At 61.7% G+C, this 22,473-nt stretch carries 23 protein-coding genes and 1 pseudogene; 9 read left to right on the plus strand and 15 right to left on the minus strand.

Translation table 11 applies throughout. The features are described 5' to 3' along the window. Positions 1–189: 189 nt before the first annotated feature. The 3 genes from repC to repA all read right to left on the minus strand — a co-directional run bounded on the left by repC (position 190) and on the right by repA (position 3,904). Positions 190–1,422: a plasmid replication protein RepC gene (repC, locus tag IVB07_RS39830; RefSeq protein ID WP_247767899.1), complete on the minus strand. Its 1,233-nt coding sequence runs from the start codon at positions 1,420–1,422 to the stop codon at positions 190–192. Positions 1,423–1,685: 263 nt separating this feature from the next. Beyond that, positions 1,686–2,702, minus strand: coding sequence for a plasmid partitioning protein RepB (repB, locus tag IVB07_RS39835; protein WP_247369813.1), 1,017 nt, complete (start codon positions 2,700–2,702; stop codon positions 1,686–1,688). After that, positions 2,702–3,904, minus strand: coding sequence for a plasmid partitioning protein RepA (repA, locus tag IVB07_RS39840; protein WP_026233724.1), 1,203 nt, complete (start codon positions 3,902–3,904; stop codon positions 2,702–2,704). The genes repB and repA overlap by 1 nt, the downstream gene beginning before the upstream one ends. Before the next feature lie 2,297 nt (positions 3,905–6,201). Here repA and IVB07_RS39845 point away from each other — a divergent pair. Next, the gene (locus IVB07_RS39845) at positions 6,202–7,380 is read left to right on the plus strand and encodes an RHE_PE00001 family protein (protein ID WP_247768024.1); all 1,179 of its coding nucleotides are present in this window, start codon (positions 6,202–6,204) and stop codon (positions 7,378–7,380) included. Between the two features lie 920 nt (positions 7,381–8,300). Further along, positions 8,301–8,516, plus strand: a pseudogene (locus IVB07_RS39850) (cell wall hydrolase); the annotation flags it as partial. 188 nt (positions 8,517–8,704) lie between these two features. Here the strand turns inward: IVB07_RS39850 and nadC are convergent. From nadC to nadA, 3 genes are read right to left on the minus strand one after another with little or no spacing between them, the layout of a single operon-like run. Beyond that, positions 8,705–9,583: a carboxylating nicotinate-nucleotide diphosphorylase gene (gene nadC, locus IVB07_RS39855; RefSeq protein ID WP_247767900.1), complete on the minus strand. Its 879-nt coding sequence runs from the start codon at positions 9,581–9,583 to the stop codon at positions 8,705–8,707. An 11-nt stretch (positions 9,584–9,594) separates the two neighbouring features. Continuing rightward, the gene (locus tag IVB07_RS39860; RefSeq protein WP_247767902.1) at positions 9,595–11,196 is read right to left on the minus strand and encodes an L-aspartate oxidase; all 1,602 of its coding nucleotides are present in this window, start codon (positions 11,194–11,196) and stop codon (positions 9,595–9,597) included. Positions 11,197–11,205: 9 nt separating this feature from the next. Continuing rightward, a complete protein-coding gene (nadA, locus tag IVB07_RS39865) occupies positions 11,206–12,312 on the minus strand; it encodes a quinolinate synthase NadA (RefSeq protein WP_247767903.1) in 1,107 nt (368 codons plus the stop codon). 725 nt (positions 12,313–13,037) lie between these two features. On the opposite strand from nadA, the gene IVB07_RS39870 reads away from it, so the two are divergent. Then, positions 13,038–13,604 (plus strand): MarR family transcriptional regulator, encoded by a 567-nt coding sequence (locus tag IVB07_RS39870; RefSeq protein ID WP_247767904.1) that lies wholly within the window; start codon positions 13,038–13,040, stop codon positions 13,602–13,604. 46 nt (positions 13,605–13,650) lie between these two features. On the opposite strand, the gene IVB07_RS39875 is transcribed toward IVB07_RS39870, so the two are convergent. Both IVB07_RS39875 and IVB07_RS39880 read right to left on the minus strand, forming a co-directional pair. Then, positions 13,651–13,836 (minus strand): hypothetical protein, encoded by a 186-nt coding sequence (locus IVB07_RS39875; RefSeq protein ID WP_247372286.1) that lies wholly within the window; start codon positions 13,834–13,836, stop codon positions 13,651–13,653. A 142-nt stretch (positions 13,837–13,978) separates the two neighbouring features. Beyond that, positions 13,979–14,185 carry a hypothetical protein gene (locus IVB07_RS39880; RefSeq protein WP_247372284.1) on the minus strand — a complete coding sequence of 69 codons (207 nt, stop codon included), beginning with the start codon at positions 14,183–14,185 and terminating at the stop codon, positions 13,979–13,981. A gap of 495 nt (positions 14,186–14,680) precedes the next feature. Between IVB07_RS39880 and IVB07_RS39885 the strand changes: the two genes are divergently transcribed. Together IVB07_RS39885 and IVB07_RS39890 are read left to right on the plus strand one after the other, a co-directional pair. Continuing rightward, entirely contained in the window at positions 14,681–14,953 is a 273-nt protein-coding gene (locus IVB07_RS39885; protein ID WP_247372282.1) for a hypothetical protein, read from the plus strand. A gap of 375 nt (positions 14,954–15,328) precedes the next feature. After that, positions 15,329–15,595: a DUF3551 domain-containing protein gene (locus tag IVB07_RS39890; protein WP_247372280.1), complete on the plus strand. Its 267-nt coding sequence runs from the start codon at positions 15,329–15,331 to the stop codon at positions 15,593–15,595. 548 nt (positions 15,596–16,143) lie between these two features. On the opposite strand, the gene IVB07_RS39895 is transcribed toward IVB07_RS39890, so the two are convergent. The 3 genes from IVB07_RS39895 to IVB07_RS39905 all read right to left on the minus strand — a co-directional run bounded on the left by IVB07_RS39895 (position 16,144) and on the right by IVB07_RS39905 (position 17,356). Further along, the gene (locus tag IVB07_RS39895) at positions 16,144–16,293 is read right to left on the minus strand and encodes a hypothetical protein (protein WP_247385661.1); all 150 of its coding nucleotides are present in this window, start codon (positions 16,291–16,293) and stop codon (positions 16,144–16,146) included. Positions 16,294–16,812: 519 nt separating this feature from the next. Next, positions 16,813–17,262 carry a GcrA family cell cycle regulator gene (locus IVB07_RS39900; RefSeq protein ID WP_346348204.1) on the minus strand — a complete coding sequence of 150 codons (450 nt, stop codon included), beginning with the start codon at positions 17,260–17,262 and terminating at the stop codon, positions 16,813–16,815. Next, positions 17,180–17,356, minus strand: a complete 177-nt coding sequence (locus IVB07_RS39905) for a hypothetical protein (RefSeq protein ID WP_247372274.1) — start codon at positions 17,354–17,356, stop codon at positions 17,180–17,182. Before IVB07_RS39905 ends, IVB07_RS39900 begins: the two co-directional genes overlap by 83 nt. Before the next feature lie 364 nt (positions 17,357–17,720). On the opposite strand from IVB07_RS39905, the gene IVB07_RS39910 reads away from it, so the two are divergent. The 4 genes from IVB07_RS39910 to IVB07_RS39920 are packed head-to-tail and all read left to right on the plus strand — an operon-like array spanning position 17,721 to position 19,088. Next, the gene (locus tag IVB07_RS39910) at positions 17,721–18,041 is read left to right on the plus strand and encodes a PAS domain-containing protein (protein WP_247372272.1); all 321 of its coding nucleotides are present in this window, start codon (positions 17,721–17,723) and stop codon (positions 18,039–18,041) included. Continuing rightward, complete coding sequence (locus IVB07_RS39915) at positions 18,020–18,283, plus strand: hypothetical protein (protein ID WP_247406117.1); 264 nt, start codon at positions 18,020–18,022, stop codon at positions 18,281–18,283. The genes IVB07_RS39910 and IVB07_RS39915 overlap by 22 nt, the downstream gene beginning before the upstream one ends. Next, positions 18,274–18,447: a diguanylate cyclase gene (locus tag IVB07_RS40390; protein ID WP_253075638.1), complete on the plus strand. Its 174-nt coding sequence runs from the start codon at positions 18,274–18,276 to the stop codon at positions 18,445–18,447. The genes IVB07_RS39915 and IVB07_RS40390 overlap by 10 nt, the downstream gene beginning before the upstream one ends. Continuing rightward, positions 18,429–19,088: a diguanylate cyclase gene (locus IVB07_RS39920; protein WP_253075636.1), complete on the plus strand. Its 660-nt coding sequence runs from the start codon at positions 18,429–18,431 to the stop codon at positions 19,086–19,088. The genes IVB07_RS40390 and IVB07_RS39920 overlap by 19 nt, the downstream gene beginning before the upstream one ends. Here the strand turns inward: IVB07_RS39920 and IVB07_RS39925 are convergent. From IVB07_RS39925 to IVB07_RS39940, 4 genes are all read right to left on the minus strand, one after another. Then, complete coding sequence (locus IVB07_RS39925) at positions 18,977–19,459, minus strand: DUF2269 domain-containing protein (protein WP_247767906.1); 483 nt, start codon at positions 19,457–19,459, stop codon at positions 18,977–18,979. The genes IVB07_RS39920 and IVB07_RS39925 overlap by 112 nt on opposite strands. Next, the gene (locus IVB07_RS39930; protein WP_247406115.1) at positions 19,459–20,733 is read right to left on the minus strand and encodes an SDR family oxidoreductase; all 1,275 of its coding nucleotides are present in this window, start codon (positions 20,731–20,733) and stop codon (positions 19,459–19,461) included. The genes IVB07_RS39925 and IVB07_RS39930 overlap by 1 nt, the downstream gene beginning before the upstream one ends. A gap of 441 nt (positions 20,734–21,174) precedes the next feature. Then, positions 21,175–21,348, minus strand: a complete 174-nt coding sequence (locus tag IVB07_RS39935; RefSeq protein WP_247767907.1) for a hypothetical protein — start codon at positions 21,346–21,348, stop codon at positions 21,175–21,177. Between the two features lie 18 nt (positions 21,349–21,366). Then, entirely contained in the window at positions 21,367–21,579 is a 213-nt protein-coding gene (locus tag IVB07_RS39940; protein WP_247372263.1) for a hypothetical protein, read from the minus strand. Positions 21,580–22,473: the final 894 nt, after the last annotated feature.

A 22,473-nucleotide genomic window follows, 5' to 3' on the forward strand; every position in this document is an offset into this window, starting at 1 on the left:
GAACCGCGCCACCTCCATCCGCGCTCAGCGGCGCCTCCATGACGAGGCTGGAAAAACAGAGTGAGGATCGGGTGGTGTTTTGCCATTACGATCTCTGCGAACAGCTTTGCGTCGACACCGCCGCAGCCGGTTGGACTGGCCTCTTCGATCCACGAGAAACGAACGGTTTGGGGGCGGCGCCTCATCGCCTCACGCCCGCTGCTTGTCTCGCCGGCGAGAATTGATCTGCGCCATCAGGATCGGGCCAAGCGAAAATTCGCCGACCTCGGCTTTTCGCGTCAGACCGCGCAGATAGCCGCCGGCGGAATTGATCGCCGTCCCGCGCTGCAGGATACACGCGACGACGATGGCCGCGGGCACCTCGCCCATAACCTTTTGAGCCTCCTCCCAGGCGCTCGGACTGATCCCCAGCATCGATCGCACAACGGCCGCGGTAGCGAGGAAATCGCGCCAGTTCGAAACCCCACCCTTCGCATAATCGACGATGTCTGGACACGCACTCAGAACCATTCCCAACGGATAGGCCCCCTCCCCGACTCGCGACGGTTGAGGCTTGGGCTCAGCTCCCGCCGCCCTGCCTTCTCGGAAGACAGGTTCAAGATCAATTGGGGTGTCTGGATTTGAAGTCTGTATGTGGCGCTCAGAATGGGACTCATTGGCGCTCGGATTCTTGGATTTGATGTGTTCTTCCAGAAGATTGAGCACGTCGTCGGCAAGCTGAGACAACTCGTCGGCGATCGGCTCGAGCTCCTGGCGCGTAGCCGTGCGCGGAATCTGATCGACGATCGCGCGGAAGGCAGCGTGCACAACCTGCCAATCGGCAGGCCCCTGCCCTCCCCTTCGCGTCGGAACCGCTTCCTCGATGCCAGTTGCAATCATCTTCGCGATGTCGCGCCGGCACAGCGTGATGCGCTCTCGTACCAGCTTGAGTGCGCGGGCCTCGGCTTCGATATCGGCTGCCAGGCTCTCGAACTCCTCCGAGCGCACGACCAGCGGCGACAGATCGAAGCCGAAGGCGAGCTCGATGTCGCCGGCATTGTCCTTCCGCGCATACCGCTTGCCATTGGGACTGTCGCGCCGAACGATCAGGCCCGCGTCGACCAGCACGGAGAGGTGACGTCGCAGCGTTGACGCTGGCATGCCGTGCGCCCGCCGACTGAGTTGATGATTGGACGGGAAGACAATCAGATCGCCTGCCCCCGTCAGTGCGGTCTCGGGATGGAACGTTAAGAGCGCGTTCAAGACCGAGAGCGAGCGCTCCGACACGCCAAGGCGCGGCCGTGCCGTGCAGATGGCGTGGAAGATCTTCCACTTATGGACGATCTTTTCGGGCGGACGTTCGGTTGCGACCATCTGGCTTGCCACATGGGCAAGCGTCAACGATCGCCGCCCAAAGGGCGTCGTTGGGGAGTGTGACTGCATGTCTTTGCCTCATGCGGGCAAAGAAAATCCGCTCACCAAAACGGTGCCGTCGCTAAAGACGCTTGACTGCGATTCGTGAAAGTGATTCTCTGTCAGTCGCCAAACGTGACGAGAGAAGGCTTTCGGACGGAGACGTTCCGGGGGCCTTTTTTCTTTTCCGCTATGCTCCTACGGTGAGAGGACGGAAACGCGGGTACGCATCGCGCTGCCCGACCGTGTGAGGTCCAGGCAGCGCCATATCCAAAGCGGCAAGACGCCCGATGTCACTCATCGGTGCCTCCATCGAGAAATGCCCGGTAGAGTTCCGGCAGCCGCGAAATCACAAAGTCTCCAAACGCAGGCGCGGCCTTTTCATCTACAGCTAGCGTGATTCGATCTGCGCGACGTTCAATCTTGACGATCTTTTTGCCTCCGTCGTCCGCCCAGGTTGTCGGCCGTGCAACTTTAGGCTTGCGGGGCGCCAGCGCGGCGAAAGTTATCGCGAACCGTTCATCGGAAGTAGCGCGCACAAACCGATCGCTGGCAACGCTGTCGGCCAATACCTTTTGGTCGTGGCGACCTACAAGCCGCTCTGCCAACTCCATCCAGCGCCGGCGGCCCGTTTTTGGCGCTGGCCCGATTGCATCGAGTAGGCTCCGGGGAAGGGCCCGCGCGACCGTGATGAGGCGGGAGAGCTCCGTCTTGTCGACGCTGAGCGCCGCCATGATGATCTCGCGCTTGAATCCACGATCCTCGAGCGCGGCGGCGTAAGTTGCCCGCTCAATAAAGGACAGATCCTCCCGCTCACCATTCTCCTTGCCCTGTGCCACTACCAGGTCTTCGTCGCTAAGGTCGCGGACCACGGCCCGCGCAGGGCGGCCAAGTTCGGCGAGCGCACGAACGCGACGATGGCCATAGGCAATCTGAAACCGGCCCGGGCTGGAAGGATGCGGGCGAAGGAGGATGGGAACCAACTGCCCATTGGCGCGGATCGATTCAACGAGGGCAGAGTGCTTCTCGTCCACGCTCGTCATACGATCGGGAACGATCGAGGCGTCGATCAAATCTGGGGCGATCTCGACGACGGTTTGACCGGTGGTGAGTTGCTCGGTCAAGGCCTTGGCGGCATCGCGCTCCGCGGACAGCATCTCGAGTGAACGGCTCATGGCGCCGACCGCTCCGCGCGACCCAAGTGTTGGCTGGGTTGGTCTGCGATTGTCGCTGGGCTCACCTGACGAGGGTTCGTTGACCGCGGTCAACTTGTCATCGATGAGATCAGCAAGCAGGTTTTTTCGACCCATTAGGCCCTCCCCCACGCAGCCTGGATGAGGCTTTGGATTTCACCATTGACGCTGTCCAGCGATTCCATGGCGCGGTCGTAGGTAGCCCGTGTGAACTGATCGCGGCTGACCTCATAGAGCGTTTGCTTCGTGATGCCGGCGTCCGAAATCGCCGTACTTTTCAGCATCATGTTCGTGACCATGCGGTCGCCAAACAGCGAGCGCATAAAGCCGACCATTTGGGCCTGCGGTCCATCACCGGGCTCATAACGCGTGACGAGATAGCGCATCCAATCGTAATTCATGTTGCCTCCTGCTTTGGCCACGACGGCAAGGAGGTCGGATGTCATGATTAGAAACTGGCACATCGACATGACATCGAGCATTTGCGGATGCACAGGGATCAGAATTGCCGTTGCTGCGCAGAGCGCAGAAAGCGTGAGAAATCCGAGTTGAGGCGGACAATCGATCACGACAATATCGTAGCGGTCCTGGACCGTGGCGAGGGCACGGGCAACGCGGGCGAAGAACAGCGGGTCACCCGACTGGCGCGCAGCGAGCGCTTTCGGGGTTTCATGTTCGAATTCCATCAGTTCGATGTTGCCGGGAACGATGTCGAGCCCCGAAAAGTAAGTCTGCCGAATGATCTCATTCAGTTCGCGACGCGCGTCGTCGTAGCGGATGGCGCCGTACAGAGTTCCGTTTTCCTCGACATCAAACTCTGGCTGGTAGCCGTGCAGCGCGGAGAGCGAGGCCTGCGGATCCAGATCGATCGCAAGCACTCGATAGCCCTGCAAGGTGAGATGTTGGGCCAGATGCGCGGCCGTGGTGGTCTTACCCGACCCTCCCTTGAAATTAACGACGCCAATGACTTGCAACTGTTCGCCCGCGACGCGATACGGTCGGTATCGGCGCGCACCCTTGCCGGATTCATCGAGATAAGCACGAAGGCTTTGAATATCGTCGAATGTGTACGACCTTCGACCCGATGGGCTGGTGTCCGGCTGAGGGCCCCTGCCCTCCAGCGACAATTGGCGGAGGTAGCCATCATTAATGCCGACGAGCTTAGCGACTTCGCCAGATGTAAAGCGGCGCAGATGCTTGCGTGCTTTTGGCGGGAACAGCTTCGTTCGGTGGGCGTGCAGCTTCGCCGACAGTTCCCGCGCGTCTGCCGCGATCGTGTCGTGGATCGCCTGCGGCGCGCCAGGCGTGATTGACGCCATCGCTTGTTGGTCGTTCAGGGCCACGGCTTTCTCGCGTAGTTACGAATTTCGGGTACACGGCATGCGCAAAGCGTGGCTATTACGCCCGATTCTGGCCGGTCTCGCAACAGTTAAAGGGTAAACCAATCCTTAACGGTCCGAATCGGCCGCGGGTTGGTCTGAAGTTGACCGCGGTCAACTCTCGGCACGTAGCCTGCGCGGCTGCTGCGGTTCCGAAGACGCCGCTCTTAAACAGAAGTTGACCGCGGTCAACTTTCTCCCGACGCAGTTCCCACAATCGACTCGCGCTCGAACTCTATCACCGCCCCATTCGGATCAAAATTCAGCGTTGAGCCCTGGCGCGCTCGGCTCAGCCGCAACCGCAACATCCGCTGCGCGGCGCCCGCGTCGAGACCGTGCAGACGCGGGGGATGGCAGGTCGGAAGGATGGCAGGTCGAGAGCCCCGCGACCGTCACGAGCAAGTCGTCCAGCACATCACCAGATGCAGGCGCTTGCGTTTGCACTGATTCGTCGCGTGCTGGCTTGGAATGGCGAGCCGACTCGGCGAGCGCTGCAGCGAGGGAAAGTGCCCGCTTTCACCGCTAAAGCCGGCGCGCTCCCAGCCGCCGTTCCACCCTCGAAGCCGCATGATCATCGGCTGCGAACATGTCGCGCTCGCACAGCACGACCGCGACGTCAGCCCGCATAGCGTGACGATCAAGGGCTTTGGCGGACGGTCGGCTCCCAAGCGGCACAACACCCCGGAAGCAGTGGACCTCGCGCGGCAGGCGTTCGAGCTTAGGCACGGGGTTGAGGACCTGTTATCCCTCGCGGGTGTCCTATGCGGATCATCCGCCGTGCCATCCCGGGTTGCTGGGTCCCACGCTCCACGCGACTGGCGGGACGAAGAAAGCAGCAGGGATGGCGGCGCGACGGGCAAGAGGTAGACCGGAGCCGGTCTGGCGATCAGTGTCGCCGAAACCGGTCTTGGCCAATCCAGTTCGGAAGGAACGGCATCTCTTCATCTTCGCGGAACGGGCCACAATGCGGATCAACGGCGGTGCAGCCCATTTCCCCCTCGCAGCCGAGGGCGAATGCAGATGTAGTCGGCGGAGGCTTCCTCAGCTCCGCCTCCTTGGCGCCTTCCAGCATCCAGGTCGCGCCGCGCCGAGGGTTTGCCCCAGGGGGTCTCGGATCGGTTGTCTTGAAACCACGCAGGCGCGGGCGAGGGCATCGGCGAGGTTGTGGTCGTCCGGGACGGATCGAGGTCAGCTAGGGCGGCAACAATGGAAACAAAGCGCGCCTCGTGTCCGGAGACGGAAAGGGCAGGGTAGGGGAGCGGAAAGGACGGAGGAATAGAGGAGGCGTTTATCAGCCGTTAACCATAAAGTTCCAGTCAGCACCACAAAGAGCCGCACGCCGACCTGAGGCCGCCCGTCACTGGAAGGCCAGCGACCTTGGCGGTCCTACTAACGGGGCCTGCTCCCGTATTCCCTGTATCGGAATCACCTAGGGATGGTTGCGTCTAGAGGAGCATGCCATAGCCATATCGAGAATTCGCAGACCGAGGCGATGGCGCGGGAATTGACGGTGGTGGAAAAAGGTCCGCCTCACCCGAACAGTGCATCGGCACGCGCTCATGAGCTCGAGATCGAGCCGACGTCGTTTTTCCTCGACCGTGGCGGCCAGTTCTGCCCGGATGTTGCCAAAAGGGGGCAACTCCGCGGCGGACGGCCCACCAAAAGGAATCCGCGACGGCCTGTATGAGGAGATTCATCGGCGCATCGCCCTTCATCGCGCTCATCAGCGACTGAGACGAGGCACGCGAGCTATTGGCTCGCCTGCAGGAAATCGGAACGCGTCCGACGTCGCCGCAGGCCGTGGGGAGGGCGGTTGCCGTGGCGCCAGCACAAATCTTTCGGTCAGCGCCACCGCGGAGGCGCTCGAAGATTAGGTAGCCTGATCCTCATTGCCGCAGTGCCGGTGCAGCCTGAGACCGCACGGCTCGCTCGACGCCTTTCTCGCTTGGGCAAGGCCGGTCCGGCGGGCGTCAATTTCCGGACCTGTTTTTACCTACGCTTCACCTTGCATTCCGTGCAGCCTGATTTTCGAGGGCGCCTGCTTTGCCGGGGAGGGGACAGTCACCGGAGCGGCTGGTCCGGAACAGGGCAGGGTTGGCACGAGTGGCGATTTGTGGTTGATCTGAAGCTTGGCGGTGGTGATTTACAGCGCTGCGCGTGCTGATCGCAATGGGGCGGCACCCCATCGATAAGGCGTGCTTATCGATAGCGAGGGGAGAGCGGGAACAGGCCTCGCTATGACGGAACATAAAGGTGTGTTAGGTTCCGTTTCGCCATTTCCTCTTAAGGTTATCAAGGTCTTGTCTTCCGGCTACAAAATCGCCGATCCACTGCCTTGGGCTCAGCTCGCGGGGCCGCTTGCCGCGGCCGAGGATGCTGTCGCCCGCCTCGACGAGCGACTGGCCAAAAGCCCAATCCGTGACGGTGCGATCAGCCGAATGCACTTCGCCGAGGCTTGCGCCACTCTGTGGCTTGACGGCGAACTTGTCCACCTCGATGACCTCGTGCTCCACGACGCCGGCATGGACGTCCGCGCCCCCACCCACGAGCTGACCCGGGCTCACGCCGTGCTGCGTGCCCGTCGGCGCATTGCCGACGCGAAGCCCAATTGGGCGCTGTCGGTTTCCGGACTGGCTGACCTTCGGGGCCGGCGCGAGCGAGAGGAGGTCGAGGAACGTCTCGGGCTCAACGAGGACGCAGAGCGGGACGCGGTGGGTTTCGACAGACCGCTTGGCGTCATGAACGCCGATCCCCATCTGGCCGCAGCCTTCGCCGCGGTCGACGCCGCCAACGCCAAGGCGGAACGCAGACTCGCCGACGAGCTTCGGTCGTGGCCAGAGCGGGACTCGCTCGTCTACGATCCGGACTGGGACGAGGACGGCCGCCTCGACGACTGGCGCGCCGTCGTCGATGAGACCCGCAAGCTGCCGCCGACCCTGGCGGCTGCAATCGCCGCGGATGCCTGGGACGCGATTGAACCGCTCGAGCATACGCCTTGGCTAGGGTGCCTGCTCGCAGCTAGCGTGTTGCGCGACCGCGGCAAGACACGCTGGTATCTGTTGTGCCTGCATGGAGGGCTGAAAAGCATCTCGCGTGAGCGTCGGCGGGCACGGGACGTCGCAGCGCGGCTGGTTGTGCACCTCGAGGCCATGACGGCCGCCGCCGAGGCCGGCCTAAAGGACCACGACCGCTGGTTGATGACCAGAAACCTCCTCGCCCGAAAACTCGCCGGCCGGCGCGCCACTTCGAAACTGCCGGCGCTCCTCGACTACGTGCTGACCCGGCCGATCGTCTCGGCCGGCATGATCGCGGCGGAGCTTGGGATCACGGCCCGTGCGGCCCAAAACCTCGTCGCCGAACTCGACCTTCGCGAGACGACTGGCCGGGGACGCTATCGCGCGTGGGGCATCCTCTAGAGCGCGAGCCGCAAGCAACGTGAATTCCGTGCAAAGAGCGTAATGGGCGAGCATTCGTGCGCCGCAGAACATCAGTGAGGCAGCACGGAAAACGGGATCCCACAACGCGTCGATGGATCGCCGCTGCCGCAGGTATTGAAGAGTTGACGCGGATCCACACGCCGCTCGAGAAGCACTAGCGCGACATGCAGGACACCGAGTTTACGGTTGAGCAGGCAAGCTATAGATGCTTCGGACCCGCGGCGGCACATGCCGACTTCGTGGTGCTTCTTCGAGATCATGAAGGGCCTGCCGGTCACGATCGGGCTTCCGGGTACCCTTCATAAATTCCTGGCGAACACCGATGCGAGGTCGAGGGAGTGGCCGCACCACAATGGTGAGACAGTGGGAAACACAGCGAGTCCCCTTATGATACGGGCGTGCAGGGCTTCTGACCACTCACGTTGACCGGATGTTTATCGTTACCATGAGCGGCGTTTACCAGTGCACGCGGTCACTGCGTGGAACCACCTGTGTTCGCTTGCGTGCGCTGCACGCGCAACGCCGATTAACGCCCCAGCAACCTAAATTAGATACTCACGAGAAGACTCGAATCGCACGGATGTACTGCGGTTCGATTTTTCTGGCGTAAGCGTAGCGTGCGCGTAGCGACTTGTGTATTTGCATACCCATCCGAAGGGCGCGCGGTTCGCGTCCTTCGGCACTGGTCTCTGCATCTTCGCATCAACGCCAGAGACCGGCAGTAGCACACCGCCTCTCCGCTGGCGCCTCAGCCGTTCGCGCGCCGCCGCTCGCAATCCCCAATCGGTCCCAGGCCCGAGACGCTGCGCGCTCGCTGACGATTCAGCCGCTCGAACCGCTGAAGCAGGCGGAAGCACGCCAGAAACTCTGGAAGGCGATGCTGGTGGCCAGATCCGGCGCCCGAGGTCGGCAAGTCGACTCACTACCACGCGTAGTGGGTGCGTCCGTCCTGGGTGGCCGAGATGAAGAAGATGACACGAGCGCCGTCCACACCTTCTACCGGCCTTGCGCCTGGGGCGACGGCAGCGAGGAACCAAACTGGGGCATCCCGCGCAGACCGCCGCACTCCCCCCGAACTCGCCGAGGAAGCGAAGAGCTCGGCCGAGACGGCGTGAGCGAACAGGGTAACCTTTCTTACGTCTCCCCGCTTGCGGGGAGACGTAAGATCGCTCTTGCGATGCGGGCGAGGGGGTACAGGTCTTTCGACAGTCGAATACCTGGAGAGATGCCCCTCACCCCAGTCCTCTCGGCGCGAGCAAATCTCGTGCGGCCCCGTAGGAACGGGGAGAGGGAGAAGACCTCCTCAGGCCTCGATATCCAGCGCACAGTCGAAATTCGGCGCCGAATGCGTCAGTGCGCCGGCTGAGGCGTAGTCCACGCCGGTCGCCGCGATGGCTGCGATCGAGTCCAGGGTGACACCGCCGGATGCCTCCAGTTTGAGGCGTCCCTCGTTGATCCCAACGGCTTCGCGCACCGTCGCAATGTCCATGTTGTCGAGCAGCACGGCGTCGGCAAGGCCGGTGTCGAGCACCTCGCGCAATTGCGGCAGCGTGTCGACCTCGATCTCGATCTTGACGAGATGGCCGGCATGGGCGCGGGCGCGCTCCAGCACGGGGCGGATGCCGCCGGCGACCGCGATGTGGTTGTCCTTGATCAGGATCGCGTCGTCGAGGCCGAAGCGGTGATTGAAGCCGCCGCCGCAGCGTACCGCGTATTTCTCCAAGGCGCGCAGCCCTGGCGTGGTTTTCCGCGTGCAGCAGATCCGCATCCGGGTGCCTTCGGTGCGCGCAACGTAGTTCGCCGTGAGCGTCGCAACGCCCGACAGGCGGCCGACGAAATTCAGCGCGGTCCGTTCCGCCGTGAGAATGGCGCGTGCCGGCCCCGAGATCGTCAGCACCTGCTGCCCGCGGGTGACGCGCGCTGCGTCGCGAACATGTGCGCGTACCTCGATATTGGGCGAAAGCCTTTGCAGGGTGGCGAGCGCCAGCGGCAAGCCGGCGATCACGCCGGATTGCCGCGCGACCAGGATCGCTTGCGCCTTCGCTGCCTCGGGGATCGTCGCAAGCGAGCTGATGTCACCGGCACGGCCGAGATCCTCGTCGAGCGCGCGTAGCACGGCCTCGTCGAGCGCGAGCGGGGAGAGAAAGGCGTCCGGATAGAGCAGAGAGGTCGGGGTGATCATGGGAGACTCCGTCAGGCGATCATCGGTTGCGCGGCTCGCGGTGTCGGGCGTTCGGTCAGAACGTCCGCGAATTCGCGCACTGCTGTGAGCGTAGTCATGGTGCGTTGCGCGAGTGCGGGAACGTCCGCGGAATGGTCGGAGCGGAAATGCGCGCCGCGGCTCTCGCGCCGGTTCCAGGCCGACGCCGCCACGAGCAGGGCTGCCGTTGCCATGTTGCGGACCGCGATGCTCGTGGCCTCGCGTTCGAGCGCGGCGAAGCTGCGAACCGCGTCCGCAAGCCCGTCACCATTGCGGATCACGCCGACATGCGTGCTCATCAGCATCCGCAGCCGCTTCACGGCCGCAGCATCCGGCGCGCCGTCCCGCGGCATCGGCACGTCCGCAAGGCGTGCGGGCGAGGGAGTGGTGCGGCCGGCGATGTCGTCGGCGATGCGCGCGGCGTAGACCACGGCCTCCAACAGCGAGTTCGACGCAAGCCGGTTCGCGCCATGCGCGCCGGTGGACGATACTTCGCCGCCGGCCCAGAGCCCGTCGATCGAGCTGCGGCCGCGATCGTCCACCGCGATGCCGCCCATGTGATAGTGCGCCGCCGGTGCGATCGGGATGGCCTGCGTGGCGGGGTCGATCCCAGCGGCGATGCAGCTTGCATGGACGGACGGGAATATGTCGGCAAAACGTGCGCCCAGCGCCTGCCGCGCATCGAGGAAGGCGCCGCGTCCGGCCGAGATCTCCGCGAACACGCCGCGGGCCACGATGTCGCGCGGTGCGAGCTCAGCGAGCGGATGGCGCGCCGCCATGAAACGCTCGCCACGGCCGTTGATCAGTGTCGCGCCTTCGCCGCGCAAGGCTTCCGTGGCGAGCGGCGCGGGATCGCGGCCGACCATGATGGCGGTCGGGTGAAATTGCACGAACTCGGGATCGGCAATCACCGCGCCGGCGCGTGCGGCGATCGCAAGGCCGGATCCGCTGGCCTCGCGCGGATTGGTGGTGACGGCATAGAGATGGCCGATGCCGCCCGTCGCGAGCACCACCATCCGCGCGGCGAGCAGGATCGGCTGTGCTGCCGCGTCGCCAGCTTCGCGCAATCGTAGGCCGGCGACCGCGCCGTCCTCGGTCAACAGCGCTTCGGCGACGAAACCTTCGATCAGCCGGATCGACGGCGTGCGCCGCACGGCTTCGCCCAGCGCCGCAATGATGGCGGCGCCCGCGCCATCGCCACGCACATGTACGATACGCCGCGCCGAGTGTGCGGCCTCGCGCCCGACTGCGAGCCTGCCTTCGAGATCGCGGTCGAACGGCACGCCATAGGCGAGAAGGTCGTGAATTCGCGGTGCCGCCTCGCGCGCGATCCCGAGTGCGATGGCTTCGTCGACTATGCCGCCGCCGACCGCAATCGTATCCGCGGCATGCGCTTCCGGCGTATCGCCGTCGGCCACGGCCGCGGCGATGCCGCCTTGCGCCCATGCGGACGACGCGCCCTGTCCAAGCGGCGCAGCCGAGATCAATGTCACCGGCCGCGGCGCGAGTTTTAGCGCGCAGAACAATCCGGCAAGGCCGCCGCCGACGATGATGACGTCGTCGGAGCGGGGGAGCGTGTTGATGTTGTTTGTCATGGCTTTATCTCAGTTCTTCAAATTGATCATCCGCTCGACCGAGCGCCTTGCGCGGTCCGCGAGCGCGGGATCGATCGTCACTTCTTCGCGAAGCGTCAGCAGGCTCTCCAGAATGTTGGCGAGCGTGATGCGCTTCATGTGCGGGCAGATGTTGCAGGGGCGCAGCATCTCCACATCGGGCAGCTCGGCGCGCACATTGTCGGCCATCGAGCATTCCGTGATCATCACCAGCCGTCGCGGCCGCCGCTCGCGCACCCAGTTGATCATGTGCGCGGTCGAGCCCGTGAAGTCGGCCTCGGCCAGCACGTCCGGCGGGCATTCGGGATGAGCGATGATCTGCACGGAGGGATCGGCCTCGCGGTAGCTGCGCAGCTCGGCGCCAGTGAAACGCTCGTGCACCTCGCAGGCGCCCTTCCAGGCAATGATCTTCACGTCGGTCTTCGAGGCCACGTAAGTGGCGAGATAGCGGTCGGGCAGGAAGATCACGCTTGGTGCGCCGAGGCTTTCGACCACCTGCACCGCGTTCGACGAGGTGCAGCAGATATCGACCTCGGCCTTCACCTCCGCGGAGGTGTTGACATAGGCAACGACAGGCACGCCGGGGAATTTTTCGCGGAGCAGGCGGACGTCGGCGCCGGTGATGCTGGCAGCGAGCGAGCAGCCGGCGCGCGTATCAGGAATAAGCACCGTCTTGTCCGGATTGAGCAGTTTCGACGTCTCCGCCATGAAGTGCACGCCGCACTGGACGATGATGCCGGCCTTCACCCTGGTGGCTTCGACCGCGAGCTGGAGCGAATCACCGCCGATGTCGGCGACGCAGTGGAAGATCTCCGGCGTCTGGTAATTGTGCGCGAGGATCACCGCGCCCCGGGCCTGCTTCAGCTCGTTGATCGCCTTGATGGTCGGCGCCATCAGCGGCCATTCGATCGGCGGGATGACACGTTTCACGCGCTCGTAAAGCGGCGCGGTGGCGCGCTCGACCTCCGGCGTCCATTGCAGCGAAGGCATTGGCAGTGCGGGCCTCGAGCCCACTGGAACGGGACGCGGCGCAGCGGTGGTCTGGCGCTGCGGTCGGTTGGCAAAGTCGTCGGGGCCGTAAAGTCCAGAGATCGGCATTGAAGCCTCCCGCAAATGTTAAATAGGCTCAATTTGAGTACAAACGTAGCCTGAGAAACCCGGCCGAGAGGCCGGGTTCGATTTCAGCAGCGCTCAAATATGCTCAATGAGTAAATTAGACCAGGGCAACTAACACTACTCCAAGAGCTCCACGGTCGAATTTTTGGATCTCGACTGAACCTATAAGGGGCGACCAGGCTGCAAAGTGTGAAGTCGCATAACCCGTCGAGTAACACGCGCTCGTGGACGGCAACTGCGACAGAGACGCGACAACGCAATGCGCTTGAATCCCGCGTTCAGGCCATCAATTTCGATGAATTTCACCGCAGCGCCTGTGCGAGGTTGCGCCCCAAAGCTGCTCAGTATGGAAGCCATTTCGAAGCCGTTGCCCGGGATCCGGCAACAGACCTTCGAATTAGCGCTTTCGAAGCGGGCGAAACGCCGCGCCGCTGCGCGAGACTACGGATCGAGATCTTCCTTTGAACGTGCATTTCGGTGAGATTACTCGCATTCGCAACTCAGCTAGGCGCGGCCGCCAACGGCGGCCCGAGTTTCTCGTCGAAAAGCCAGTAATCCGAATCACTAGTAATCGTTCTTAAATCGTGGGCGCAGGTGAGCGCGTGATGCTTGCACAGAATCGCTGCAACGAGCAGAGATCCTCTATTGAAATCTTGTCAGTGCGAACGAGCTCTGAGGATAGGGCCTAACATCCGGTGGCGCCGCATTTGACCAAGCCAGCAACGCAAGTCGGGAACGACTCTGCTGACACTCAGCTGCTGGTGCGGCGATTAACGTTGGAGGTCCGATCCCTCAACATCTGTCTGGAGGATTTTCTTCAAGTCCGGGCCAAGGCAATCGGCATCACTGGACCACAATTGACAATCTTGATGGCAGTGACAGACCTGGCGAGCGAGGGGGATGTTGCAGTCAGCACGGTGGCAAAATTGCTGAAAGTTGACCCGTCGTTCATTACAATAAATTCCAAGGCGCTGGAGAAAGCCGGATTTCTGCGGCGCAAGCCCTGTATCAGGGATGGTCGGGTCGTCCACATGTCACTGACGGACAAGGCTTGTAAGCGCCTCGCGAACGTCGCTGCACAACAGAAGGAACTCGATCAATTTGTGTTCGGTGAGCTTGGCGTCGAGGAATTGACCAAACTGTCCAGCCGATTTGCAGCGCTCAGGCGACGGCTGGACGGGGCTCGTTTAAAGGCCTCCATGGATATTGGCGCGGTGACAACCCGAGGCAGGGGACGACTTCAGTCGTCGAAGGGGAGCTCGTTGGATCGCTGATGGTTGCCTTTGCGAGGGTACCACGCACGTCCAGGCACCGTCATCATCAACCGCCCATCGGCTCATCGCATTGCAATTCCGCCTCGGCGTTCGACGAGCGCCGATCTATCAGGTGCTCGGGTCCAACAACTTTTTGCGACGACACGGTCACATCCGCTTCGTGAGACGTTGCAGCAGCAAGTAAGGGCGAACCTGGCTGGCTCATGTCAAAGTCAATGAGCAGATTTGCCATCCCGGCCCATACGATGCTGATCCTGGGCTCATGCCGCTTTTCTGGAAGTCCCGATCAAGATAGATTCGGTATGCGGCCCGAGCTCTACGCGTGGGGCGCAGAGTTCTGGAGTGGCTTGACTCATCGCACGCGGAGTTGGTTTCTAAGCGTCTCGGTGCGGCATATCAAAGTGCTTGCAGATGGTGACGAACGCCTTTTTCGCCTCGGCATTCTCGAAGCAAAAATGTGCCCCCTCATCGGCGCGCTCAATCGACCAGTCGATTTTGGCAGCCCGTGCAATGCGCGATGCCTCTTCGCGCAAGAGATCCAATTGCGTCCCATGGGCCCGAACGATCACACAATCTGGCATTTAGAACCCTCGCTAACCCGAATGTCCAGTTCACGATGTATGGCCGGGCTCACATCGCCATTAATCCAGACCATGGCTCTTGCAGTCCTCGTGATATAGCTGACCTCGTCGAGGCAACACCGTTACGCGCTTTGATGCAAGCCACGCCGAAACAGGTCCGGGCCGATTGCACATAATTGGAAACAAGGCGGCAGTGATCTCTTCCGGACGCATCACCCTTTCGAGCAAACCCGGATCGGCGCGCGTTAAGGTTTCTGAACGGCGGAACTATGAAGAGACACGTTGTGTGTGTAGGGTCGCTGGCACCGGCGCTGGACCGCATTTTTTCACGATAGGCATTTTGAACCCGGGCCGCCGCCAATATTGTCCGCGGCCTTTTTCAGCAATAACCCGATTTGGGACTGGCCTACATGCGACGGTTTCGGTGCTTATAGCCGCAGCTCGGATTATGATGAATTAGCTGGCCAGCACAGCAGTGCCGCATGGGGGCCGTTAATGCACGATTGGAAGAACGAACTTGACGCACTGGCCGCGGAAACGATGGCATTTACCAAATCGCTGAAGCTAGAGATCCAGCTGCCCCGGTCTCTGCCGAAGGAAGCCGTCGAGCGGGGTGACCTGAGCGCGTCAGAGTATGACGGCAGCGAACGTGAAGAGATCAAGAAGCGGGTCGAGAGCTTCAAAGCGCACCAAAAGCACTTCACGCGCGAGCGCGAGGAATATGCCAATTCCCAACTGCGCCGGATCAGGCCGATCACGAGAGCCTAGACGAGCTTGAGCCCGCCGAAGCTTCCCTGCACACTCAGCGGCACAAATTGAGGTAGCGATAGTCCGCCGATCTGGGCTTGATAAGTGCGCGGGTTTGCGGCTGTCCCAAACCGGCTATTGCCGCGCGCGGAGCTCCCAAGCTCGGATCGGCCTATTCTCCCAGGTTTTTCAAACGCACGAACCCCCACCGCGCTTGAAAAATGCATTCCATCCGCAAAACTCGCAGGAAAGCTGCTCCTAAACCCGAGTGCCTGACGCTTAGACTTACTTTGAAACCGATCGGTCAAACCGTCTACTAAGCGTTTTGCCATTGACCAAGATCAAAGCGTCAATTCTACACTCTCTATCCTCTCAAGACTTCACGGAGGCTAGATCATGCGCAACCTTCTTTTTATTGCTGTGCTTGCACTTCCCATGCTCGTCTGCTTTGGATCACCTTCGACCGCCGCTCCGCGGGCTCGTTCGTACATCCCCTCAGCTCGGCAGGACGTTTATTGCCTGCAGGGACGTACCTGGGGATATCCTGGCAACTGCCAGTTCTCAACCTACGATCAATGCATGGCCACCGCATCCGGCACCCTCGCATATTGCGGTCTGAATCCCATCTACGCGTTCCAGCGACAGGCAGGACAATCACGCTGATCTGCGATCGCCACGAGATCGTTGTCAATTCCTGGTCGAGATTGTCCCTTTTGCGGACCTCGACAACACCGACCAATATTCTTCCCAAGGCCAAGACCTTTGTTTTCAAGTTGCCCAAGACATATCCAAAAGACTTCAGTGCGTAATCTTATCTCGATGAGAGAGGAGCGATTTCCCGACCCTTAGACCAGCGTCAAACCTGTGCGTGGCCGGGCTCCATATTTCTGCATCGACGCGTGATCGTTTACGACCCGAGACCATAATTGCGTGCGATGGTCATCGAGTACGACGTGAGCGCGAGGCAGTGCCGGCGATGAAGCTCGCCGCCGAAACCGATGGTGTAGCGCGCGGCCGCAGGCGACTGGGCCCTCGCGCCCCATGTAGACGACAACGAGCTAGATGAAGTGACACTGGGAAACGTTTGAGGGTAGCAGCATTGGGCAGTGCAGGACGAGTTAAAGCCTGCCTTGTTTATTACGCAGAAAATGCCCAAGAGCGGGGCCGGCCGCAGCGTGCGCGGTGCCGGTGTCGCTGCGACAGTCGCCGGATCATTGCTTCCCGCGTGCCAGCAACGTCCAGACCGGTGACGTGCCGTCCCAGCGCCGAAGCCGCCCGTAGAACCGCACCCGAACCCCGGCCTCTTTCAGCCGCTCGACCACGAGATGCAGCGCGATCACGTCGCCCTCTGCCAGCTCCACGCAACCGCGCTTGCCAGACCACACCGCGCCCGGGAAGCGAAACAGGTTGTACTTCAGCCATCGGCCGCCGCGCTTGGATAGCGGTTCTAGGTCTACTTGTGCGCCGTTCCCAGGCCACAGGCCGACATCCGGCCGACGGAGCAAATTCGCGATCCAACCAACTAAACTCGGCTCCTAAATCGAGGCAGTCTTTCGGTACAGTCGCAATAGCAGTGCACAGGCCATGTTAACGAGGCAAGCCAAATGACACGAGAGATGCTCCGCCGTTCTCGGGAGCAGATCGCGGCGGCGAAGGCACTGCTTCAGTAAAAGGTCCGAATATCTGGCATCCTGAGCTTCCAGAACAATAGAAACCTGGCGTTGAGCGGAATGGCGAAACAAGAAGCCAACTAGCTGCCGATCTGTGCAGCTGCATCAAGGCTATGGTCTTTATGGACGCAGTTCGTCGGACGGACTTGCGTGCGTCGGTTCGTGTACGATAGCTGAAGCGAGGAGCGCAACGACGTTGGTGGTGAGCTCCTAGTCAGTGTTTCTGACGGCCTCAGCCAGCATGGAGTAGAGCTGCTGCTTGCTGAATTCCTTGGGCTGTTGCCTCTCCGCTGTGTTCCGCGACACCTTCCGTGCGACTGGACGAGCGCAGGCTGCCGACGACGTCGGCCTCAGCTTCGGGGACGGCCTTATCTTGGGCGTTGCTGTGGGCGGCTTGTGGCCGCGCTTCAGGCCCAGACGGGTCAGCATGCCGCAGACCGCGTTACGACTGCACCCGAGACGACGCGCTATCTGCGCCGCGCTCTGTCCTGCGGACCAGAGCCTATTGAGGAGCGCTATGTCATTCGCATGCCAGCCCATGACAAATATTATACCCCTGGCTGCCGAACACGCTAGTCTAGTCGTCGTCCGGCTCGCGCACGACCGGCGGTTCGTCAGCGTCATCTTCCTCTTCGTCGTCTTCGTCCTCCTCGTCTTCATCGGGATCTCTTGGCGGCATTGCGGTGCCCATAAGCACAAGCGGTGTCCAGTAGATCGCGGTGGTGGAAAATGCTTCGAAGGTATGTTGCTTCATGTGGCTGCTACTCCTCGAAAACACGCGTAGTCGCATATTCATGGCGGACGGCACGCGCGCCCAGGGCGCGATCGGTGCAAACGAGATGGGAACATCAAGTCGACGACATGAGCAAAGGAGGGCATCCGCCACGCAAATGGCAGCGCTTTCGGCTACTTTATGCCCGAGTACTCATTCGGCTCTACTGGACTGCACCTCTTAAGTGAGACACGATACTTTCATGCGGGGCTTCGTTCAAGGTGCGGATCGCCAGCAGATGCCGCTGTCGCCGGAATGCCTCGATGATTGGGTCGGATGAGAGCAATTTTATTAGCGCGGTCGATGTGTGCGTGGATGCGTTAGATCCTCGCGACCTCGGGTTCGAATGGCCGCGCTCCTGAGCAGCCGACTACGGTTTCGGACCGGGCTTGAACGGGCGCTTCGAGATCGAGAGGCGAGGGTCAGGCTGCTGGCGGACAACATCGCCGATATTGTCATCGTGATGGATAGGAAGGGGTACCTGCGCTACGTGTCCCCCTTAGTCAACGTGCTGGGGAAAACTGAAACCGACTTCCTGGGACGTTTGTGTCTCGACGTAGTTCACGAGGATGATCGCGAAAGGGTCTTTGGCGGCAAGCCGGGAGTTGAAGGGCGCGACCGCTTCTCGTTTCGGTTCGCTTTCGCATGCGGCGCGGCGACGGCGTGATGATCTGGCTCGAGGCCAATTTCAAGATCGCCGAACACTCGCCGGGCGATGACCTGGAACTTGTCGGCGTTCTTCTCGACGTTTCCAAGCAAAAGCCCGTTGAGGATGAGCTATCTTCAGCCAACCTGAAGCTGGGGCAGCTTGCGACGCCTGACGGGCTTACCGGGCTGGCGAACAGACGCAGCTTCGATGCATCCTTCGCGAAGCCTATGCCCAAGATCAAGTGCTTTCTGTGCTCTTGATGGACATCGATCACTTCAAAGGATTCAACGACGCTTTCGGTCACCAGGCCGGCGATGCTTGCCTTCGACGCATCTCCGAAGTGATTGGAAGTGGACGGCAAACACCGGAGGGCTCTCAGTGCGATACGGCGGCGAGGAGTTCGCGGTGGTCCTGCCGGGTGTAAGCGAGGAGAGACCAGTCAAAGTTGCTGACGCAATCCGGTTGCTGGTCACCCGATTGCACATCTACCATCCTGGAGCACAACGACAATATGTGACGATCAGTGTTGGCATCGCGGCGAAAAGCGATGCGACGGCAGATGAACTAAGGCTGACGCGCGACGCCGACATAGCCCTCTACACCGCCAAAGAGCACGGAAGAGATTGCACCATCGCGAGTTCCACGATGGTCGCCTCGCGACAGGAAGTGACATCTCTCGCGTCTTCGCTCCCAGATATGGAGCGAGCCCAATTATCCCTGACACTCCCGGGGCTGGAAGCCGCCGCCTGCGATCATTTAAGCAGGCGGCGTTTTTGCTTCGACGGCCTCTGCGAGCAGAACGGTGTCGGGGTGTGGCTCAAGAGTGTCCGAAGGCGGACGGCACCGGCCGCCCGTACTGGCCTGTTCTCGAACATCACTCCTCGATCCGGGCAGCCACAGGCCCAGGATGCGTTCCTGATTGGTGGAGCACGTCAGCCTCTTATGAGGACCGTCTACGAATCCCAGTATGGAATAGGCGGGCGAGCGATCATCAGCCAGAAGATAACCAGCACGGCTGCGAACGCCGGAAATCCGAAGGCGAGCCACCACCGAAAAAGTCGGTAATACCGGGCGGGCAGCTTGGCGTTGGTCTCTACCGCACCGACGGCAAGATCGCGCATTTGCATCTGCATCCACACCACCGGTAGCCAGCAGGCGCCGGTCACCAGGTACAGTGCGATGGACGCCGCAATCCACCCATCGCGGAGGGAATATCCGCTCGACCAAGCGAGCCATGTGCCGGTGATCGGCTGCAGGACCACGGCACTCGCCGTAAATAGGAAGTCGGCCAGTACCACCGTCCGCGCGACCCCCGCGATCTCGCGCGGGTCGCCGCGCAGATGCGCCACCAGCATGAAAAAGGCGATGCCAGCCCCAGTACCGAGCAGGACGGCAGCACCAATGATGTGCACCATCTTAAGAAGGAAATAGAACATCAGCGATCCTCCCGGATCGCCATGGCAACCAGATTGAGCATCAGCACCGGCCAGATCTTCAGCATTGGTCCAAGCGGATCGGCCCACAGCCGCGGCACCAGCGCCGTGCCGATCACGAAATAGGTTAGCGAGATGATCAGTGCTGCCCAGAGCCCGTAGCGGCTCAGAGGCCGCCAAAGAATCGCGAGGCCGATGCAGATGTCGGCGAGCGCGCCGGCGATGACGGTGAGAGAAGCGACTTTTTCCGGCACCCTGCCTTCCCGTAGCAAGGACATTCCAATTTCCCAGCCAGGGCCAAGCGAGATGATGCCTGTGACGATCCAGAACAGGCCGAAGACGCCGAATATCAGCGGCTTGAGCGCATATAGCCGGGCAAACCAGCGTTCCTGCACGGACGCGGGCTCGCGTGCGAGCGCGCTTGCAAGATCGCGCGGCCTCAAGCCGGTAAGCTGACGCCAGGGCTCGGGATCGCCGGTCGCACCGCGCCGCATTTCCGCCTTTGCCGTCGAACTGATGGGCGTTCCCCAACCCAGCATCTGGGCCAGGTCCCCCGCCCGGTAAGCGCCCGAAGCCACCCAACCACGCAGGTGCAGGCGGTAGGCGGGCCTCCAGCGTAGCCATGCGCGAAACAGCGCCACGGCTTCGCTGAAGGCGATCTGCCGTGGACCGGCTAGATCAAGTGCGATGCGCGAAGGAGCCCCGGGTTGCAGGAAGAACAGAACCGTTTCTACCACATCGTCGAGATATACGGGCTGAATAGCTGCCGTGTCCGGCATGACGGGTAGAACCGGTAGTGATGCCAGCCCTCGCAACAGCGCGCTGCCCCCATAGGCGGGCCGGCCCACCACCACGGAAGGCCGCAAGACGACCCAATCGAGGTCGCGCGCCATCAAGGCGGCTTCGCCATCCCGCTTGCTACGAGAAAAATCGGTGGGCGCATCGCGGTCGATGCCGATCGCCGAGAACAGTATGACCCGGCGGACGCCTGCGCTTTCGCACGCGGTATAAAGAGCTGCGCTGCCGGCGACGTGAACCCCTTGCATGTCCTGCCCCTGCAGGGCACCCGCCGCATTGATGACGGCATCGACGCCGGCAACAATGCCCTTCCATTTCGCAGCGTCGGTGGTCCTTGCAACATCGAGGATGACGTGTTGAGTATCAGGCGCCGCGTCCGGATGGCGCGACACCAATACGCATTCATGCCCCTCGGTGGACAGCCTGGCGTCGATCGCCGATCCGACAAGCCCCGTGCCGCCGACGAGAAGGATGCGCATTGACCGGGCCCTTCGATCGGCGGCCGGATATCGCAAGCCGCCCATCAAATTCTTGAACGTGCGGAACGACTAAAGCGGAACTGATGCAATCGTTCCTCCGGGCGGAACGGATGAGTCGCGGCCGCAGGCAGAGCCTTGTCTTTGGCAAGCATTGCCCTCGGGAGACGACGCTTGCCATTAGTGTTGCGGCGCCGCCGATATCGATGGGCCGTTCGTTCAAACACCCTGGACTAGCGCAGTTACGGCCTTCCGCTCGTGGTCCATTGCGCTGGTCGGCGAAGCAGCGACATTTCTGAAGCGAGAGGTAGAGCGAAAGTCGTCCCGCTGAGTGGCCTACCGCCACCTTTGACCCGCAGCAGACATTTGCCGGAGGACTCACGCGCCGCGCAGACAGGCATTCGCCTGCAGAATGTCTCGCTGGCCGTAAAGATTTGCGGGGCGCTATGGCTCCTGCTTCTCAGCGAGTTCTCGCGCAGCTAAACTAAGCTCCAGCTCTCTGAGCTGCTCGATCAGCCGATCAACGATCTGCTCGCAGTCCGATGGCGTCAGTGAATGCACGCCGTCTAACGTCAGTTGGTTCTGGAGGATCGTCGCCATCGTTGCTTTGACGCTCATGGGGACCTCGACTGAAAATCAGTTCGTCATCAAATTCAATCTGAAGTAGATGCCAAAGATGGCGGATGCACAATGGCCGTAAGATTGCGGATACGCGAGGTGGCAAAAGCTTTCGCGCTGCCCAAAGGCGAGATGTGTCGCGTCGCGCGCTTTTTGGTCTTTCGAGCTGATCCGCCGCCGGCGAGGCGCCGCGGCTACTTCTTCAACAATATCCCCCATCGTTCGCGCCATTCGCCTCACTGATCCGGCGTGGCGGCCCAGTTCGGCGGCAATCTTCGATACACCAGCTCCTGCCCGCGCCACTAAACAATTGCTGGAGCTCGCGCTGGGCCCATTGCTTCGGCTTCGGTGTTTTCATTGTGCGGCGCTCACAACCTGCCGCTCTGCGTACCAGTGAGACTGGTGCCAACTCTTGGGAAATTTACGGGTGGTGTCTTTCCGCAATCACGAAGCTAACGTGCGACGCCGACTAGCCACTGCGAGCTCGCCAGATGGCCGTGTGCGCGTCCCGATATGTTGCGGAGTTGGGATCCGATCGTAGCAGGGGAGAGTGGCGCGCCGGTGGGCTAGGTCCTCGTAGAACCTGCCGTATGCGAGCGCCGGACCGCCGCTTCTGGCGTGTCGCGTCAGTTGGCACAGCGCAGCGGCAGGTCCTAAGCAAGGTTGGCGCGCAAATTTGCCGTTGTGTATCGTTTGATACGTCGCGATTTGGTCTGCCTTGCTACTGTTTCCCGAACAATGGGGAGCGGGCATGGACCGGCAAAAGGAAGCACTTGGGCAGTTCGAACACCCGGACTGTGCGAATTGCCGCACCCCCATGAGATGGTTTCGCTCGGATCTGGTGCGAGATACTCTAGAACCGATAATCGCCCACCTTTTCGTCTGCCCCAACTGCAAGCGCGCTCAGCGGAGCGATACAGCCCTGACCGCGGTTCGCGGCCCGCCTGACAAATTGGCGATCCCGCGGTTTCGTATCTTAAGGGGTGGAAAGTAGACACACCTCAGTGGCCGTCCTCTTTGTTCCCGCATGCAAGTCCGCTGATGGCCTGAAGGCGTAGATCGCGATGGCGTCAGCCGCGTCGGGAGGTGAGGCGAGACCGGCCACGGCGGCCAGCAGTTCGACGC

The sequence above is a fragment of the Bradyrhizobium sp. 172 genome (assembly GCF_023101065.1).
Taxonomy (GTDB): Bacteria; Pseudomonadota; Alphaproteobacteria; order Rhizobiales; family Xanthobacteraceae; genus Bradyrhizobium; species Bradyrhizobium canariense_D.

What these genes read in the sequence shown, in the direction of transcription:
- repC (WP_247767899.1), bottom strand. Translation starts at nt 1,422, where the DNA reads ATGCAGTCACACTCCCCAACGACGCCCTTTGGGCGGCGATCGTTGACG.
- repB (WP_247369813.1), bottom strand. Translation starts at nt 2,702, where the DNA reads ATGGGTCGAAAAAACCTGCTTGCTGATCTCATCGATGACAAGTTGACC.
- repA (WP_026233724.1), bottom strand. Translation starts at nt 3,904, where the DNA reads ATGGCGTCAATCACGCCTGGCGCGCCGCAGGCGATCCACGACACGATC.
- IVB07_RS39845 (WP_247768024.1), top strand. Translation starts at nt 6,202, where the DNA reads ATGACGGAACATAAAGGTGTGTTAGGTTCCGTTTCGCCATTTCCTCTT.
- nadC (WP_247767900.1), bottom strand. Translation starts at nt 9,583, where the DNA reads ATGATCACCCCGACCTCTCTGCTCTATCCGGACGCCTTTCTCTCCCCG.
- IVB07_RS39860 (WP_247767902.1), bottom strand. Translation starts at nt 11,196, where the DNA reads ATGACAAACAACATCAACACGCTCCCCCGCTCCGACGACGTCATCATC.
- nadA (WP_247767903.1), bottom strand. Translation starts at nt 12,312, where the DNA reads ATGCCGATCTCTGGACTTTACGGCCCCGACGACTTTGCCAACCGACCG.
- IVB07_RS39875 (WP_247372286.1), bottom strand. Translation starts at nt 13,836, where the DNA reads ATGGCAAATCTGCTCATTGACTTTGACATGAGCCAGCCAGGTTCGCCC.
- IVB07_RS39880 (WP_247372284.1), bottom strand. Translation starts at nt 14,185, where the DNA reads ATGCCAGATTGTGTGATCGTTCGGGCCCATGGGACGCAATTGGATCTC.
- IVB07_RS39885 (WP_247372282.1), top strand. Translation starts at nt 14,681, where the DNA reads ATGCACGATTGGAAGAACGAACTTGACGCACTGGCCGCGGAAACGATG.
- IVB07_RS39890 (WP_247372280.1), top strand. Translation starts at nt 15,329, where the DNA reads ATGCGCAACCTTCTTTTTATTGCTGTGCTTGCACTTCCCATGCTCGTC.
- IVB07_RS39900 (WP_346348204.1), bottom strand. Translation starts at nt 17,262, where the DNA reads ATGAAGACGAGGAGGACGAAGACGACGAAGAGGAAGATGACGCTGACG.
- IVB07_RS39905 (WP_247372274.1), bottom strand. Translation starts at nt 17,356, where the DNA reads ATGAAGCAACATACCTTCGAAGCATTTTCCACCACCGCGATCTACTGG.
- IVB07_RS39910 (WP_247372272.1), top strand. Translation starts at nt 17,721, where the DNA reads ATGGCCGCGCTCCTGAGCAGCCGACTACGGTTTCGGACCGGGCTTGAA.
- IVB07_RS39915 (WP_247406117.1), top strand. Translation starts at nt 18,020, where the DNA reads ATGCGGCGCGGCGACGGCGTGATGATCTGGCTCGAGGCCAATTTCAAG.
- IVB07_RS39925 (WP_247767906.1), bottom strand. Translation starts at nt 19,459, where the DNA reads ATGTTCTATTTCCTTCTTAAGATGGTGCACATCATTGGTGCTGCCGTC.
- IVB07_RS39930 (WP_247406115.1), bottom strand. Translation starts at nt 20,733, where the DNA reads ATGCGCATCCTTCTCGTCGGCGGCACGGGGCTTGTCGGATCGGCGATC.
- IVB07_RS39935 (WP_247767907.1), bottom strand. Translation starts at nt 21,348, where the DNA reads ATGAGCGTCAAAGCAACGATGGCGACGATCCTCCAGAACCAACTGACG.
- IVB07_RS39940 (WP_247372263.1), bottom strand. Translation starts at nt 21,579, where the DNA reads ATGGCGCGAACGATGGGGGATATTGTTGAAGAAGTAGCCGCGGCGCCT.